Genomic DNA, 17,450 nt, shown 5'->3' with positions numbered 1-17,450 from the left:
GGAGTAAGGCGAGACCTTCACCACGAAACCACCCAAGCGTCAAGTTTAGCAGGTGCAGCAAGTGCCTTATCTTGCAAAGCAAAGCCGGATTCGGGCGCTTTCGCCCTTGGCAAAGCCTGCCTGCCTCATTACTGCAGGGATTGAGAAGCAGGCGAAATATCGAGGCGAAAAGATGGAACTTCAAGAGCGTCTGAACGAAGTCCGTTCCCATATTACAGTGGCTGAACGCCAGGCTGGACGAAAAGCCGGTTCCGTGCAGCTCGTTGCCGTTTCCAAGACGTTCGACGCCGATCAGATCCGCCCAGCGATTGCGGCCGGCCAGCGAGTCTTCGGTGAGAATCGTGTGCAGGAAAGCCAAGGCAAGTGGCCAGAGTTGAAGACCAAAACTCCAGGGATCGAGCTGCACTTGATCGGGCCGCTGCAATCGAACAAGGCCGCGGATGCTGTCGCACTATTCGACGTTATCGAAACCGTCGACCGCGAAAAGATCGCGCGCGCTCTCGCCGACGAAATGAAACGGCAGGGCAAGGCTGTAAAGCTATTTGTCCAGGTCAATACCGGGCTGGAGCCGCAGAAAGCAGGGATTGCGCCTGACGATACGGTCGCGTTCGTCGATTTGTGCCGCAAGGAGCTTGGTCTGTCGATCGAGGGCCTGATGTGCATTCCGCCGGCGGAGGAAAATCCGGGACCGCATTTTGCCCTGCTCGCAAAGCTTGCCAAGCAGGCCGGCGTTGAAAGGCTCTCCATGGGGATGTCGAGCGATTATGAAATCGCCGTCGCCTTCGGCGCAACAAGCGTTCGCGTTGGTTCGGCGATCTTCGGGGCGCGATAACGCCGGCTTGCACCCTTCAAAGGGTCATGTAGGCGATGGCGGCACAACACGAGCTGCCCAACTTCCCCACCCGTAACCGAATACATTTCCTATTGTCGCGCCAATGAACGACAAGGCGATGATACCGGTAACTTCCTCCCAGGAGATGGTGAAGGCGTAAGCTAGAAACGCGAATGCCAAAACGAGGAATGGCGCAAAAACCATCAGCATGACCAGCGTCAGTGCTGAGAATATGATGATGATGCCCATGACGATAAGTTTGTCGACTTCGACAAGCGAGTAGATGGTGATGCCGACGATTACGAAGACGATCGGCAGCATGATATGCTCGAATATCGCGAATTTCCCAAAAGGCCCCCGAAGTACTCGCCGCCGCGTCCGCAGTGCTGAAACCACGGCAAAGATCAATCCGCACGCATAACTGTAATATCCGATGGCCAGGACCGACATGGCTGATGCAACTCTCGCAGGGTCGTTTCGCTAAAAGCTACACAATATCCTTATGATTGTCCTGCTGCATATTGACACAACAAGAGGTTACACCCATCAAGGATGAGACGCCAAAAAAACCCCGGTCGAGGACCGGGGCTTTGCAAAACGTCGGGTATGTCTGATCTTAGAACTGATCGTCGTCTTCTTCGTCGCGGCTCGTCGACTTGAGCGACTTGAGCTTGGCGAAAACGGCGTCGGCGTCGATTTCCTTTTCCTTCTCGTCATCGCGGTCATAGCTGAAGCCGAGCTTCTCGGTCTCCTGGGCGGGCTGCAGCGTTGCGCCGAGTTCGGCGGCGGTCGGCAGCGGTCGACCCTTGGCGGCCTTTTCAACTTCCATATCGAGGTCGATCTGGCTGCAGAGGCCGAGTGTGACCGGGTCCATCGGTGCCAGGTTGGCCGAGTTCCAGTGCGTACGATCGCGGATCTGCTCGATAGTCGACTTCGTGGTGCCGACGAGGCGGGAAATCTGCGCATCCTTCAGTTCCGGATGGTTGCGCACCAGCCACAGGATGGCGTTCGGACGATCCTGGCGCTTGGAAACCGGGGTGTAGCGCGGGCCTCGGCGCTTCGATTCCGGCACGCGAACCTTCGGCTCGGAGAGTTTCAGCTTGTGGTTCGGGTTGCTCTCGGCGCGGGCGATTTCGTCGCGCGTCAGCTGGCCGGTCGAGATCGGGTCGAGGCCCTTGATGCCCTGTGCGGCTTCGCCATCGGCAATCGCCTTTACTTCGAGCGGATGCAGCTTGCAGAATTGCGCGATCTGGTCGAATGACAAGGCCGTATTGTCGACAAGCCAGATGGCAGTTGCCTTCGGCATGAGCAATTGTTGAGCCATGGATATAGTCCTTCTGTCAGTCCGCGCCGGTGTCGCGGTCCGGGGTGTAACACCACAATGTCCGGGAAATACGGCCCTATATAGCGATAGTGTCGCGTAATTGCAATTCTTTGCGGATGAAATGCACTTTGTCCAATTGCTGTCGTAGTTTGACCTGCTATTGATTGCACGCAAAGCGCCCCTTAATTGCAGGTCGGGGTGTCAGGGTTCAAGGAGGAGACTATGTCGGAAAAGATTCATCCGGTGACGAAATCGGTCAAGGAACACGCTTTGATCGATGAAGCGAAGTACCAGAAATGGTATCAGCAGAGCGTCGAGGATCCCGACAAATTTTGGGGCAAGCACGGCAAGCGTATCGACTGGTTCAAGCCCTATACGAAGGTGAAGAACACGTCGTTTACCGGCAAGGTTTCGATTAAATGGTTCGAGGACGGCGTCACCAACGTCTCCTACAATTGCATCGACCGTCATCTGAAGAAGCACGGCGATCGTGTTGCCTTCATCTGGGAAGGCGACAATCCCTATATCGATAGGAAAGTCACCTATAACGAACTTTACGATCAGGTTTGCCGGCTGGCGAATGTCCTGAAGAAGCACGGCGTCAAGAAGGGCGACCGCGTCACCATCTACATGCCGATGATCCCCGAGGCGGCCTATGCCATGCTCGCCTGCGCCCGTATCGGCGCCGTGCATTCCGTCGTCTTCGGCGGCTTCTCGCCTGAAGCGCTTGGTGGCCGCATCGTCGATTGCGAGTCCACCTTCGTCATCACCTGCGATGAAGGCGTTCGCGGCGGCAAGTCCATTCCACTGAAGGACAATACCGATACGGCGATCCAGATCGCCGCCAAGCAGAACGTCGCCGTCAAGAATGTTCTGGTCGTGCGCCGTACCGGCGGCAAGATCGCCTGGCAAGCGGGCCGCGACCTCTGGTACCACGAGGAAACCGCCAAGGCGAAGCCGGATTGTCCGCCGGCGAAGATGAAGGCCGAAGATCCGCTCTTCATCCTCTACACCTCGGGTTCCACCGGCAAGCCGAAGGGTGTTCTGCACACGACGGGCGGCTATCTCGTCTATGCGGCGATGACGCATGAATATACGTTCGACTATCATCCCGGTGATATCTACTGGTGCACGGCCGATGTCGGCTGGGTGACCGGCCATTCCTACATCGTCTATGGGCCGCTCGCCAATGCCGCGACCTCGCTGATGTTCGAAGGCGTGCCGAACTATCCGGATCAGGGCCGCTTCTGGGATGTTATCGACAAGCACAAGGTCAATATCTTCTACACGGCACCGACGGCGATCCGTTCGCTGATGGGTGCCGGCGATCACTTCGTCAAGCGTGCCTCGCGCTCCAGCCTGCGTCTGCTCGGCACGGTCGGCGAGCCGATCAATCCTGAGGCATGGGAATGGTATTACAAGGTTGTCGGCGATAGCCGTTGCCCGATCGTCGATACCTGGTGGCAGACGGAGACAGGCGGTCACATGATCACGCCGCTCCCAGGGGCGACCGACCTGAAGCCCGGCTCGGCCACCCTGCCCTTCTTCGGCGTCCAACCGCAGCTGGTGGACGGCGAAGGCAACGTGCTGGAAGGCGCCACGGACGGCAATCTCGTCATCGCCGATAGCTGGCCGGGCCAGATGCGCACGGTCTACGGCGACCACGAGCGCTTCATCCAGACCTACTTCTCCACCTACAAGGGCAAGTATTTCACGGGTGACGGTTGCCGCCGCGACGAGGACGGCTATTACTGGATCACCGGTCGCGTCGACGACGTTCTGAACGTCTCGGGCCATCGTCTCGGTACGGCGGAAGTGGAATCGGCGCTGGTGTCGCACAGCCACGTGTCGGAAGCCGCTGTCGTCGGCTACCCACACTCGATCAAGGGTCAGGGTATCTATTGCTACGTGACGCTGATGGTCGGCCTGGAAGGCTCTGATGCGCTGCGGCAGGAACTGGTGAAGCACGTTCGCACCGAAATCGGCCCGATCGCCTCGCCGGATAAGATCCAGTTCACGCCTGGCCTGCCGAAGACCCGCTCCGGCAAAATCATGCGGCGCATCCTGCGCAAGATCGCCGAAGATGATTTCGGCGCGCTTGGCGATACTTCGACGCTTGCCGATCCGGCCGTCGTCGACGACCTGATCGCAAACCGCCAGAACAAGGCGGATGCTGCTTAAGGCCTGAATTTAAAGGCGCTGTACCGAAGGGTACGGCGCCTTTTCAAAAGGTACTTCGAAAGTTTGAGCGCTTGTCGCTTGCTCTGAAGAGCTCCGGGCTTGAGCTATCTCAGCCGCTATCCCTTAAAAATCGATCGCCCGACCGTTGATTTCCCAGTCGCCGAAGCGCGCGGGGTCGGAGCCGCCGCGGCCGCCGATTTCCGGGGGCGGCTCAGCGCTGGCCTGCGCCTGGCGGCGCTCCTCGGCTTCGGCAAGGGCGCGCTTGGCGGCGGGTGAGAGCGGCTTGCGTATGGTTTCACCGGCTTCAATGTCGATTTTATTGTCGTTATCTGCGGATTGCATGGTCTCGAGCGACCTCCGAAATATTGAAATGAGGGGAGGAATAGCCAAATCATAGAGCATGATGCCGAAAAGTGTGAACGGTTTTCGGGTGACATCATGCTCTGTTTTTTATTTCGGAGCGGATTCAGATGTCAGGCCGAAGAGACCTGAAATCATCCGTCTCCAATGCGTCCGGCCGCAAAGAAAAAGGTTTGGGCGTCAGATCTGTTGGAGACTTTTTGATGAATCTCATGCGTACCGCCATGCTGCTTGCCTTCATGACCGCCCTTTTCATGGGCGTTGGCTATCTCATCGGCGGTCAATCGGGCATGTTGATCGCATTTGTCGTCGCTGCCGGCATGAATTTCTTTTCCTACTGGAATTCGGACCGTATGGTGCTTTCTACCTACGGTGCGCAGGAAGTGGATGAGCGCAGCGCGCCGGAATTCTACCGCATCGTTCGCGATCTCGCTCGCAATGCCGGCCTGCCGATGCCTAGGGTTTATCTCTACGACAGCCCGCAGCCGAACGCCTTTGCCACGGGCCGCAACCCCGAGAACGCCGCCGTTGCCGCCTCAACAGGCTTGCTGCACGCGTTGACGCCGGAGGAAGTGGCTGGCGTGATGGCGCATGAGCTGGCGCATGTGCAGAATCGCGACACGCTGACCATGACGATTACGGCGACGCTTGCCGGCGCCATTTCCATGCTCGGCAACTTTGCCTTCTTCTTCGGCGGCCGCCGCGACAACAACAATCCGCTCGGCATGGTCGGCGTTCTCGCCGCGATGATCGTTGCGCCTCTGGCCGCAATGTTGGTGCAGATGGCGATCAGCCGCACGCGCGAATATTCCGCCGACCGCCGCGGCGCGGAGATCTGCGGCAATCCGCTCTGGCTTGCCTCGGCGCTCGGCAAGATCGCCCGCGGTGCCTCGCATATTCCGAATGAGGAAGCCGAAGGACATCCGGCAACGGCGCATATGTTCATCATCAACCCGCTGTCGGGCGAACGCATGGACAATCTGTTCTCGACCCATCCGAATACGGAAAACCGCATCGCGGCACTGCACGAAATGGCGCGCTATGGCGGCGGCGGTGCCTCGCCGATGGCGTCGTCTTCAGGCCCATCTGCGGGCTTTGGCTCGACGGGACCTGTCTTGACTGCTAATCCGGAGCGGAAATCGCGCTCCGTGCCGAATACGGGTCGCGGTGGTTCACAACCGCCAAAGGGTCCCTGGTCTTGAGTTCTGACACGAAAAACAAAGCTTTCAACAAAGACGGAAGAAGATCCGGCAAGGGCTCGGACAAGACCAAGCCACATGATTCGGCGCCGGCGAAGCCCGGCTTTGCAGCGCGTGCCGCGGCAACGAAGATCCTGGCCGCCGTCATCGATCGCAAGACACCGCTTGACGGAATGCTGGATGCCGAGGGCGGCAATCCCGCCTATAAGGCACTCGGCGAAAGCGACCGGGCGTTGGTGCGCGCCATCCTGAACAGTGCGCTGCGGCATCTGCCGCGCATCGAGGCGACGATTTCTTCGCTGCTCGATTCACCGCTGCCGGAAGGCGCCCGCGCTCTGCACCACGTCCTCGTGGTTGGTGCGACGCAGATGCTCTATCTGGATGTGCCGGATCATTCAGCCGTCGACCTTGCCGTCGAACAGGCCAACCGTGACCCGCGCAATCGCCGCTTTGCCAAGCTGGTCAACGCCATTCTTCGCCGCATCGGCCGGGAAAAGCAGGACATTCTCGAAAATGTCGCAGGCGTGCCCGCCATGCCGGCCTGGTTCCTCTCCCGCCTGGAAGCGGCTTACGGGGTAGCGGCAGCACTCAGAATTTCCGAAACCCAGCTCGAGCCGGCCGCCATCGATCTCACGGTCAAATCCGATGCCGAAGGCTGGGCGAAACGTCTCAACGGCGTGGTCCTGCCGACCGGTGGCGTGCGTCTCGCTGCTTTCGAGGGATCCATTCCCTCGCTTGAAGGCTTCAATGAGGGCGAATGGTGGGTTCAGGACGCCGCCGCCAGCATTCCGGCGAAGCTGTTCGGCCCGCTCGCCGGCAAGCGGGTCGTCGATCTCTGCGCGGCTCCTGGCGGCAAGACGGCGCAGCTTATACTCGCAGGTGCCAAGGTCACGGCTCTCGATCAGTCCGCCAATCGGCTGAAGAGATTGTCGGGCAATCTCGCGCGTCTCGGTTTTGAGGCCGAAACCGTCGGTGCCGATATGAGCAAATATCAGCCCGACGAACTTTTCGATGCGGCCCTTCTCGACGCGCCCTGCTCTTCGACCGGAACGACACGCCGCCATCCCGATGTGCTCTGGACCAAGGGACCGGAGGATATCGCCAAGCTCGCTGCGCTGCAGGAACGTCTGCTGCGTCATGCCTTGACGCTGGTCAAACCCGGCGGCATCGTCGTTTTCTCCAATTGCTCGCTCGATCCCGAAGAGGGCGAAGATCTCGTCGCACGCCTTCTCGCCGATAGCGGCAATGTCGAGCGGGTTGCGATTGCAGCAAGCGACTGGCCGGGCCTCGAAGCGGCGATTTCTCCGCTCGGTGCCTTCCGCACGACGCCAGACATGTTGCCGCTTACCGATGGTTTCGCCTCCGGCCTCGATGGCTTCTATGCGGCCGTGCTTCGGCGCGTGCGATAGAGCATGACGCCGATAAGTGTGAGCGGTTTTCGGTCGACATCATGCTCTACGTCTTTGATTCTGGAGCGGAATCAGACTTCAGGTCGAGCGGACCTAAAATCATCCGGCTCTGGGCGTGGTTTCCACAGGCTTTCGAAAGTGGTTCAAAAGTCAGTAACCTGTTCTTAATTGGTATATTTGTAACCTCTTTTTAACCACGGGTAATGAGAGTAAGCAGAAGCAAATATGCAGGTCTGCGGCAGGGTTTTGTGAGTTCATACGTGCGGGAAGCATGGCGGCGGATGTCTCGCCGCGCGGCGTTGACGCGATTGCGTCTCACCCGCCACACGATGCGTGTGCCGGAACGCCTCATCGTGGCTCCGACGGATCTGCGCAGCGTCGATCCTTTTTTCGTCGAGGAGCTTCTGAACGGCCGCATCCTGCTGGCCGGCAGGGTTCTCGAAACACAAGGCGCTTCCCCTTTCTCGCTGGAGCTACCGTCCAAGGCTTTTGCAGCGCGGTTGCATAATTTCCGCTGGCTGCGGCATTTGCGGGCCGAGAAGAGCGACCAGTCCTCGGCCATGGCGCGCTCCATTCTCACCGACTGGATTGCCGTTCACGGCCGCCGTCTGCATGGGCTTGCCTGGGCGCCCGATATCGCCGCACAACGACTCATCGCGCTCCTGTCGCACTCCCCGGTGCTTCTGCACGGCACGGATAGCGGCTTTTATCGCCGCTTCATGCGCGTGCTTGTGCTGCATGTTCGCTTTTTGCGCCGCATGGCGCCATCGGCGCGGGATGGAACGACCCGTTTTCGCGTGCGCATTGCGCTTGCCATGTCGTCCGTCGCCATGCCCAACGGCGCGCTGGCGGTAAAGCGGGCGGGCCAGGCGCTCGATCGCGAAATCGACCGACAGATCCTGGCAGACGGCGGCCATATCTCCCGCAATCCGCGGGTGTCGCTGGAGCTTCTGCTCGATCTGCTGCCCTTGCGGCAGACCTATGTCAATCTCGGCCATGACGTGCCCATCCGGCTCATTCCCGGCATCGATCGCATGTATCCCGCGCTGCGCTTCTTCCGCCATCAGGATGGCGATCTGGCGCTGTTCAATGGTGCGACCTCGACGCTTGCCAACGAGCTCATGTCGGTGCTGCGTTACGACGAGACGGCGGGACAGGCCTTCAAGGCGTTGCCGCATACGAAATATCACCGCTTGGCCGCCGGCCAGGCCGTCGTCATCATCGATGCAGGCGCTCCCGCTTCGACCGATCTCAGCCGCACGGCGCATGCCGGCTGCCTCTCCTTTGAGATGTCATCGGGCAAGACACGCTTCATCATTAATTCCGGATCGCCGGAATTTGCCGGCGACCGCTATATTCAGGCCGCACGGGTGACGGCCGCGCATTCGGCCGTCACGCTCAACGACACCTCGTCGTCGCAGTTCTCCAAGTCGAAATCCCTTGGACCGATCATGGTCGGAGGCGTGAAGAAGGTCATCGTCGAGCGATCCGAGACGGAGGATGGGCGCGACTACGTCCGCGCCGCACATGACGGCTATCTCTCGCCTTTCGGCTATGTTCACGAGCGCGAGCTGAGCCTTAATGCCAAAGGCACGATCCTGGCCGGCCGGGATCGCTTTTTCGTGCCGGAGGGCAGGAAAAAGCCGCCGAAAGGCGAAGGCATCGCCTCGGCGCGTTTCCATGTCCACCCGTCGATCAGCCTGCTGCAGACCGAGACGGACTCCGCCTTGCTGATCGCGCCCGACGGCGAGACCTGGGTCTTCTCTTCGCCCGGCAACGACGTGCTTGTCGCGGAGGACATTTTTTTCGCAGATCCCTCTGGCATGCGCTCTTCCGACCAGCTCGAGATCGTCTTCAGGATCACTGAAAAGCCGGAAATCCGCTGGTTTTTATCCCATCGGCCATAGGCTAACCGCGTCAGCTATGCTAACGGGGCGGCATTGTCGTCCCGCGCCTTTCCGCCGGACATCTCCTCATGCCAGAGCGTTTTTCGCTCTGTTTTTGTAATCTCGCAATTCCAGACGGAAAACCGCCCTGCTCTTTTCCTGGAATTGCTTCAGACCGGAGAAAGCCCATGGCCGTCGTTTCCAAGAAAATTCCTGCTCCCGACAAGGTGAAGGTGAAAACCGCGCTTCTGTCCGTCTTCGACAAGACCGGCATCGTCGAGCTGGCGCGTGCGCTCAGCGAACAGGGCGTGCGTCTGTTGTCGACCGGCGGTACACACAAGGCGATTGCCGCGGCCGGCCTTGCCGTCACCGACGTGTCCGAAGTGACGGATTTTCCCGAGATCATGGACGGCCGCGTCAAGACGCTGCATCCGAAGGTGCATGGCGGCCTGCTCGCCATCCGTGACGATGCCGAGCATCAGGCTGCAATGAAGCAACACGGCATCGAAGGCATCGATCTTGCCGTCATCAACCTCTACCCCTTCGAAGACGTTCGCAAGGCGGGCGGCGACTATCCGACGACGGTGGAAAATATCGACATCGGCGGCCCGGCGATGATCCGCGCTTCAGCCAAGAACCATGCCTATGTGACGACGCTGACCGATCCCGCCGATTATTCCGAGCTGCTGGCCCAGCTCTCCGCCGATGCCGGCCAGACGACCTATGATTTCCGCAAGCGCATGGCTGCCAAGGCCTTTGCCCGCACCGCGGCCTATGACGCGATGATCTCCAACTGGTTTGCCGAAGCGCTGGATATCGCGACGCCACGCCACCGGGTCATCGGCGGCGTTCTGCGCGAGGAGATGCGCTATGGCGAAAACCCGCACCAGAAGGCAGCTTTCTATCTGACCGGCGAAAACCGCCCCGGCGTTTCCACGGCAACGCTCATTCAGGGCAAGCAGCTTTCCTACAACAACATCAACGATACCGACGCAGCCTATGAACTCGTTGCCGAGTTCCTGCCGGAAAACGGCCCGGCCTGCGCGATCATCAAGCATGCCAACCCCTGCGGCGTCGCCACCGGCCCGAGCCTCGTGGAAGCCTACAAGCGCGCGCTGGCCTGCGATTCCACCTCGGCCTTCGGCGGTATCATCGCACTGAACAGCCTGCTCGACGCCGAAACAGCCGAAGAGATCGTCAAGCTCTTCACCGAAGTCATCATCGCGCCTGACGTCACTGAGGAAGCCAAGGCGATCATCGCCCGCAAACCGAACCTCCGCCTGCTCTCGGTTGGCGCTCTGCCCGATCCGCGTGCTGCCGGCCTGACCGCAAAAACCGTCTCCGGCGGATTGCTGGTGCAAAACCGTGACAACGCGTTGGTCGAGGATATGGAGCTTAAGGTCGTCACCAAGCGTGCGCCGACGGCTCAGGAGCTTGAGGACATGAAGTTCGCCTTCCGCGTCGCCAAGCATGTGAAGTCGAATGCCGTCGTTTACGCCAAGGATGGCCAGACAGCCGGTATCGGCGCCGGGCAGATGAGCCGCGTCGATTCCGCCCGCATCGCAGCCATCAAGGCCGAGGAAGCCGCCAAGGCCATGGGTCTGGCCGAGCCGCTGACGCGCGGCTCTGCGGTCGCCTCCGAAGCCTTCCTGCCGTTTGCGGACGGCCTGTTGTCGGCGATCGCGGCGGGCGCCACGGCCCTCATCCAGCCCGGCGGTTCGATGCGCGACCAGGAAGTGATCGACGCGGCCAACGAGCACAATGTCGCGATGGTCTTCACCGGCGTGCGCCATTTTCGCCATTGATCAGCGGATATACCTGATTACAAAAAGTTATATCCCGGCTGGTTCGCCAGTCGGGATTTTCTTTGCCTACTTCGCTGTCTTGTCGGCCGGATAGGGCGTTGGCAGCAAAAGCAGCAACCCGCCGGCGAGGAAGATGACGAGAGTCGCCATGCCGAGGCGGGCAGAACCACTGAAATGGGTTACCAGCGAAAAGAACAACGTTGCCATGAAGCTGGTGGCGCGGCCTGACAGCGCATAGATGCCGAAATAGCGACCGGCTTCCGAGAGGCTGACGCTGCGAGCAAGATAGGAGCGTGAGGAGGCCTGCACGGGGCCAAAGGCAATGCCGATCAACAGGCCGTAACCGATATAAGCCTTTTCCGCTGCCGTGCCGAACAGGCTGCCGGTGCTGACCGTGGAGAGCGGAATGAGGCCGAAAAGCGTGAAGCCGGGGCCTGTGGAGATGATGCCGAAGGTGGCGACCAGGAGCAGCGTCAGACTGATGACGACAGTCGTTTTCGAGCCCAGCCAGCGGTCGACATAGCCGGCCGCAAAGCAGCCGAAGATGGCGATGACGTTGAGGATGATGCCGTAGATACCGATCTCGATCGTCGCCCAGCCGAACATGCCGGCTGCGAAGGTGCCGCCAAGAATGAGCAGGCCGTTGACGCCGTCCTGATAGACCATACGGGCAAGAAGAAACAGGCTGATGCCGCGCCGCCGCTTCAATTCGCCCAGGGTTGCGGATAGCTCGTGCAAGCCCGTGCGAACGGCCGCGCGAAGCGGCAGGCCGCGAGCAGCATCCGGCGTGAAGAGAAACATCGGCAGGATGAAGACGAGATACCAGACGGCGGAAATCGGCCCGGTGATGCGTGCATCCTCGCCGAGCGTGGCGTCGAGGCCGAAGAGCGGCGTCAGGCCGAGAATGGTCTTGCCGGTCTGCGGGTTACCGGCGAGCAGCGCGACGACAGTGATCAGCACGATCATGCCGCCGAGATAGCCAAGCCCCCAGGCAGCGTTCGACAGCCTGCCGACATCGTCCTTGGCGACCAGCCGGGGCATCATCGAATCGTTGAAGACGATCGAGAATTCGGCCGAGATCGAAGCCAGGATCATGAAAATGACGGGATAGATGACAGGCGATCCTGGCGCTGCGCCCCAGAGGCACGCAAGGCTAACGATCTTGATGACGGCGAAGAAGGCGATCCACGGTTTGCGGGCGCCGGATTGATCGGCGATCGAGCCGAGCACCGGGGAGAGAATGGCGATGATCACCGAGGAGATCGTCGCCATGTTGCTCCATGTCGTCTGGGCGGAGACGGGATCGGCGGTCAGCCGCGCCACGAAATAGGGGCCGAAAATGAAGGTGGTGACGACGGTGAAGAACGGCTGAGCCGCCCAGTCGAAGAACATCCAGCCCCAAATGCCTCGTGCCGGCACTTTTGCCGGCACGTCGTTGTCAATCTCGGTCGTCACCAAATCCAGCCCCTTGCTCCCTCACCCGTTACCGGGTCGGGGCGGACTGTGTCACCTTGCCCGGCCGTTCGCAAGGTCGCTGAGCAGGCCAGCGGCAACGGTAATCCGGGCGAGATTGGGATCGCCGCTTTCGCTGAGGCCGCCGAGCTCTTCGGCGATGCGATTGATGCGGATACGGTCTTCCGCATGCCATGCCTGGACCGGCTGCTTGTCCTTCGGATGGTTGGACAAGGCGGAAATCACGATATCGCGGCGGGCACCGGCGATCTGGTCGAGGCTGCGCGCAAGCGCGAGGCTCTCATAGTGATCGCCGGTGACGATCCGGTTGCCGGCTAGCAGCAGGCGGCCGACGCGGAAGGTCTGCGAAACGGTGAAGTAGCTTTCCGCCGCCCGGTTCAGCGTATCGCCGGTGCGCTCGGCGATCTGCATGATTTCCGGAACGAGGACGAGCGCGTAGATCGTGGCGATCTCCGAAGCCAGCTTCTCGGGCAGGCCCGCTGCCAGATATTCCGCTTCGCGTGCTGTGATCTCTGCTGCGAAATCCGTCGGGATGTGGGTGAGGAAGACGGGCCGCAGCTTCTTCAGCGCTGCTCGAAGCCGGCTAACCGTCTCTTCGATATCACCCTTGGCTGCACCGGTTTTCAGGAGCAGGCGAGTCAGCACCGTGTAGACCTCGGTAATCTCGCCATAGACGCGGTTCTGCATCTGGCCGCCGACTTTGCCGTCAAGCGCATCCGTCTCGTTCCAGAGCCGGTCGAGATCGAAGCCGTCGCGGGCGACCACAGCCGCCTTGACCACCTCGGCAGCCGATGCCGCCGTCGCGTCCATCATGCTGACCGCAAATCCCGGACCGCCGCGATTGATCGCTTCGTTGGCAAGCCCCGTTGCGATAATCTCGCGACGCAGGCGATGCGTCTCGATATCGGCGGCGTTCGAACGCTGCATCTTGGCCGGGAAATAACGACTGAGCGTTGCGGCGAAGTAGGGATCGTCGGGCAGGTCGCTGGCGACCAGCGCGTCGAAGAGGACGATCTTGGCGTAGGAGAGCAGAACGCCGATTTCCGGGCGCGTCAACGGCCGGCCGTTGGCGTAGCGTTCGGCGAAGGTCTGGTCGTCGGGCAGGGTCTCGACCTTGCGGTTGAGCTGCTTTGCCGCTTCCAGCACGCTCATGAAGCGGCTGAGTTCCAGGCCGTTGCCGGTGCCCTTGCGCTCCGTCAGCGAGATTGCCAGAGATTGCAGGTAGTTGTTGCGCAAGACAAGCACGGCCACTTCGTCGGTCATGGAGGCGAGCAGCGTGTCGCGCTTGGCGCGCGTCAGCCGGTCGTCGAACATGGCGGAAGCCAGCGCGATCTTGATGTTGACCTCGACGTCCGAGGTGTTGACGCCGGCGGAATTGTCGATGGCGTCAGAGTTGCAGCGACCGCCCTTGAGACCATAAGCGATACGGCCCTTCTGCGTGACACCGAGGTTGGCGCCTTCGCCGATCACCTTGGCGCGAACTTCGTCGGCCGCGACGCGGATCGGATCGTTGGCACGATCGCCGACTTCCGAATCCGTTTCGGACGGCGCCTTGACATAGGTGCCGATGCCGCCGAACCACAGCAGATCGACCGGAGCCTTGAGGATCGCCGTCATGATCTCGAAGGGCGTTGCGACCGATTTGTCGATGCCGATGGCGGCAACCGCTTCCGGCGTTAGCGTCACAGACTTCGCCGAGCGGGAAATGATCATCGCGCCCTTCGACAGGACGGACTTGTCGAAATCCTGCCAGCTCGAGCGCGGCAGGTTGAAGAGGCGCTGCCGTTCGGCCAGCGTCTTTTCCATATCCGGATCGGGATCGATGAAGATGTCGCGATGGTCGAAGGCAGCGAGCAGACGGATCTTCGGAGACAGCAGCATACCGTTGCCGAAGACGTCGCCGGACATGTCGCCAACGCCGACGACGTTGAATGGCGTCGTCTGGATGTCGATGTCCATTTCGCGGAAATGTCGCTTGACCGTTTCCCAGGCACCGCGAGCGGTGATGCCCATCCTCTTGTGGTCGTAGCCGGCCGAGCCGCCCGAGGCGAAGGCATCGTCCAGCCAGAAGCCGGCTTCCTGCGCCAGTGCGTTGGCGGTGTCGGAGAAGGTAGCGGTGCCCTTGTCGGCTGCGACGACGAAGTAGGGGTCGTCACCGTCAAGCCGCACGGTGTCGGCCGGCGGGATGATGTCGGCGCCGGAGATGTTGTCGGTGATCGACAGCAGCGTGCGGATATAGGTCTTGTAGGCCTCGCGGCCGGTGTTGAAGATCTCGTCGCGGCTGCCGCCAACCGGAAGCTTCTTCGGATAGAAGCCGCCCTTGGCGCCGACCGGCACGATGACGGCATTCTTGACCTGCTGCGCCTTCACCAGGCCAAGCACTTCGGTACGATAATCCTCGGCACGGTCCGACCAGCGCAGACCGCCGCGCGCCACCTTGCCGAAGCGCAGGTGCACGCCCTCGACCTCGACGCCGTAGACGAAGACTTCGCGGAAGGGCCGCGGCTCGGGCAGGCCGTCCAGCAGCTTCGGATCGAGCTTGAAGGCAAGCATAGCCTTCGGCATGCCGTCCGAGTTCCTCTGGAAATAGTTGGTGCGCAGTGTCGCGTCGATGGCGTTGACGTAGCGCCGCAGGATGCGGTCGTCGTCCAGGCTCGGCACGTTCGCAAGCTCGCTTTCGATAGCCTCATGCAGCTCGGAAAGCTTCTTCGTGCGGTTCTTGTCGCTGAGCTTCGGGTCGAGCGTGTCGCTGAACAGGCGGAAGAGCGAGGCAGCGATGCGTGGATATTTGTCGAGCGTCGCAGCGATGTAATCCTGCGAATAGGCGATGCCGGCCTGGCGCAGATAACGGGCATAGGCGCGCAGGACGTTGGTTTCGCGGGCGGAGAGATCGGCGGAGACGATCAGCCTGTTGAACGCATCGTTGTCGATCGTGCCGCCAAAGGCGGCGAGGAAGGCTTCTTCCAATGCTGCGCCGTGACGGGCGAGATCGATCGTCAGGCCGCTGCGGGCTTCGAGTTCCATGTCGTGAAGCACGACATGACCGGTCGAACCGTCCTTGGCCGTGACGTAGATATCGAAGGTGCGCTCGCTGATGACGTTGAAGCCGAGGTTTTCCAGGAGCGGCACGCGGCGCGACAGCGCCAGGTTGCCCTGTCCATGGAATATCTTCAGCGAGAGAATGTCGCCGGCCTCGTCCTTGCGGATATAGAAGCCGATGCGGATCGGTTCGTCGCCGGCCGTGGCAATGATGTCGGGAAGATCGGCAAAGGCATCTTCCGGCGAGAAGGCTTCCTGGAAGGCCTGGCTGACGGAGACGCCCGGCGCTTTCGGGCCTGCCAGCATGACGAAGCGCTCGTCCCAGCGGGCGGTAATGGCGCGGATCGCCTCTTCGAGATCGGCCTGCGAAACATGCGGCGTCTTGCCGGCACTGCGGCCGATGATGAAATGCACGCGCGCCACACCGCCTTCCGGGAAAGCCGGGTAATAGGCGGAGACGCGGCCGTCATAGACCGTTTTCAGATAGTTGCCAATTTTCTCGCGGACGACGGAATCGTATTCCTCACGCGGGACATAGACGATCACCGAAACGAAGCGGTCGAAATGGTCGATGCGCGGCAGCGCACGCACGCGCGGCCGGTCGGTCAGATCGTTGATCTGTTCGGCAAAGTTTGCGAGCAGCGTCGTATCGATCTGGAAGAGATCGTCGCGCGGGTAGGATTCCAGCGTGTTGTCGAGCATGCGGCCGGAATGGCTTGTCGGGTCGAAGCCGAAGTGATCCTTGACCTTCTGCACCTTCGAGCGCAGCAGCGGCACTTCTGCGGCGGCGCTGGTGTATGCGGTCGAGGTGAAGAGGCCGACGATGCGCAGCTCGCCGGTGACGTTGCCTTCCGAATCGAAGCGCTTGATGCCGACATAATCCATATAGGCGCGGCGATGCACGATCGACTTGACGTTAGCCTTGGTGACGATCAGGAAATCCGGACCGTTGAGGAAGGCGAGGATTTCCGGCGTCGTGGTGACGGCGTCCTTGCCCTGCCGCAGCACGCGGACATCGGGATTGGAGAGAATGCCGAGGCCGGCGCCGCGGTCGCGCTCGATCGTGGCGTTGGCGCCTTTGCCCGAATAGACATATTCGCGCATGCCGAGGAAGGTGAAGTTGCCATCGCGCAACCAGGCAAGGAAGGCAAGCGCCTCGTCGCGGTCGCTCTTGCGGCGTCCTGCTGCCTCATAGGTGGAAAGCTCGGAAATGACGGCATCGAGGCGCGACAGCATCGGCTTCCAGCCGGAAACGACGAGATGCGTCTGATCGAGGACCGTTTGTACCCGCTTGACCAGGTCTGTCGCCTGCGCTGCCGTCAGCGGCGACAGGTGAAGCTGGATGTGGCTGACCCGATGGGCCGGATCGCTCGCCTGATCGGCGGAATAGAGGCTTGCCGGTTTGCTGTCTTCCATGACGAGGATCGGATGCACGGCCATATAGAGATCGCGGTAGCTGCTGCTGACCTCTCCCATGACTGATTCGTAGAGGAAGGGCATGTTGTGGTCGGTGATCGAGAGGATCGATACGGCGACGCCATCGGGCTCGATATTGGCCACCTGCTCGATGCTGACACGCGGAGCGGTCTTGCTCCAGGCTGCAAGCTCCTTGGCCGCATGCGCGGCGGCAAGAGCCAGCATTTCCGGGCTGTAACGCCCCATGTCATCGTTGCTTGCCCGGCCGAACAGGATTTCAGGATCGAGGTAAACCCCGCCTGCCGCTGCGGCAATTTTCTGTGCCGCTTCGATCTGTTTTTCCCGTTTCGGATTGGTCTTGGGCGCCATGGAATTCCTCCCGATTTTCGAATTTTGACCACAATATCAGAACGTTTAGCGAAAAAACTGGCAAAAAGATTGCGAATTTGGATGGTTTCGGACTGATTTTGGGCCGTTTTTTTAAAAAACTTGCCGGAATGCGTGATCCCGGCAAAAAGCGGATATT

11 protein-coding genes are annotated in these 17,450 nt (G+C 60.7%); 6 read left to right on the top strand and 5 right to left on the bottom strand.

Annotation, left to right across the window (positions count from 1 at the left end; all coding sequences use genetic code 11):
• Positions 1-172 precede the first annotated feature (172 nt).
• The gene (locus QD461_RS15605; protein ID WP_414088529.1) at positions 173-832 is read left to right on the top strand and encodes a YggS family pyridoxal phosphate-dependent enzyme; all 660 of its coding nucleotides are present in this window, start codon (positions 173-175) and stop codon (positions 830-832) included.
• Between the two features lie 24 nt (positions 833-856).
• Here QD461_RS15605 and QD461_RS15600 read toward each other — a convergent pair whose 3' ends face one another.
• Both QD461_RS15600 and QD461_RS15595 read right to left on the bottom strand, forming a co-directional pair.
• Positions 857-1,153 (bottom strand): hypothetical protein, encoded by a 297-nt coding sequence (locus QD461_RS15600; RefSeq protein ID WP_414088528.1) that lies wholly within the window; start codon positions 1,151-1,153, stop codon positions 857-859.
• Positions 1,154-1,448: 295 nt separating this feature from the next.
• Positions 1,449-2,156, bottom strand: a complete 708-nt coding sequence (locus QD461_RS15595; protein ID WP_414088527.1) for a DUF1013 domain-containing protein — start codon at positions 2,154-2,156, stop codon at positions 1,449-1,451.
• 222 nt (positions 2,157-2,378) lie between these two features.
• Between QD461_RS15595 and acs the strand changes: the two genes are divergently transcribed.
• Positions 2,379-4,337 (top strand): acetate--CoA ligase, encoded by a 1,959-nt coding sequence (gene acs, locus QD461_RS15590; RefSeq protein WP_414088526.1) that lies wholly within the window; start codon positions 2,379-2,381, stop codon positions 4,335-4,337.
• 123 nt (positions 4,338-4,460) lie between these two features.
• Here acs and QD461_RS15585 read toward each other — a convergent pair whose 3' ends face one another.
• On the bottom strand, positions 4,461-4,679 hold the full coding sequence (locus QD461_RS15585; protein ID WP_199087014.1) for a DUF1674 domain-containing protein: 219 nt from the start codon (positions 4,677-4,679) through the stop codon (positions 4,461-4,463).
• Between the two features lie 221 nt (positions 4,680-4,900).
• On the opposite strand from QD461_RS15585, the gene htpX reads away from it, so the two are divergent.
• The 4 genes from htpX to purH all read left to right on the top strand — a co-directional run bounded on the left by htpX (position 4,901) and on the right by purH (position 10,996).
• Positions 4,901-5,899, top strand: a complete 999-nt coding sequence (gene htpX / locus QD461_RS15580; protein WP_414088525.1) for a zinc metalloprotease HtpX — start codon at positions 4,901-4,903, stop codon at positions 5,897-5,899.
• Positions 5,896-7,305, top strand: a complete 1,410-nt coding sequence (locus QD461_RS15575; RefSeq protein ID WP_414088524.1) for an RsmB/NOP family class I SAM-dependent RNA methyltransferase — start codon at positions 5,896-5,898, stop codon at positions 7,303-7,305. Before htpX ends, QD461_RS15575 begins: the two co-directional genes overlap by 4 nt.
• Before the next feature lie 203 nt (positions 7,306-7,508).
• The gene (locus tag QD461_RS15570; protein ID WP_414088523.1) at positions 7,509-9,212 is read left to right on the top strand and encodes a heparinase II/III family protein; all 1,704 of its coding nucleotides are present in this window, start codon (positions 7,509-7,511) and stop codon (positions 9,210-9,212) included.
• 167 nt (positions 9,213-9,379) lie between these two features.
• Entirely contained in the window at positions 9,380-10,996 is a 1,617-nt protein-coding gene (gene purH, locus QD461_RS15565; RefSeq protein WP_414088522.1) for a bifunctional phosphoribosylaminoimidazolecarboxamide formyltransferase/IMP cyclohydrolase, read from the top strand.
• Between the two features lie 66 nt (positions 10,997-11,062).
• On the opposite strand, the gene QD461_RS15560 is transcribed toward purH, so the two are convergent.
• Positions 11,063-12,454, bottom strand: coding sequence for an MFS transporter (locus QD461_RS15560; protein ID WP_414088521.1), 1,392 nt, complete (start codon positions 12,452-12,454; stop codon positions 11,063-11,065).
• Positions 12,455-12,502: 48 nt separating this feature from the next.
• Positions 12,503-17,293: an NAD-glutamate dehydrogenase gene (locus tag QD461_RS15555; RefSeq protein ID WP_414088520.1), complete on the bottom strand. Its 4,791-nt coding sequence runs from the start codon at positions 17,291-17,293 to the stop codon at positions 12,503-12,505.
• Positions 17,294-17,450 lie beyond the last annotated feature (157 nt).

Origin of the sequence: Rhizobium sp. BR 314, from assembly GCF_047445805.1 — a bacterium.
Lineage (GTDB): Bacteria > Pseudomonadota > Alphaproteobacteria > Rhizobiales > Rhizobiaceae > Rhizobium > Rhizobium lusitanum_B.
The sequence above is the reverse complement of the archived record's forward strand: the minus strand, read 5'-3'. Positions and strand labels throughout refer to the sequence as shown.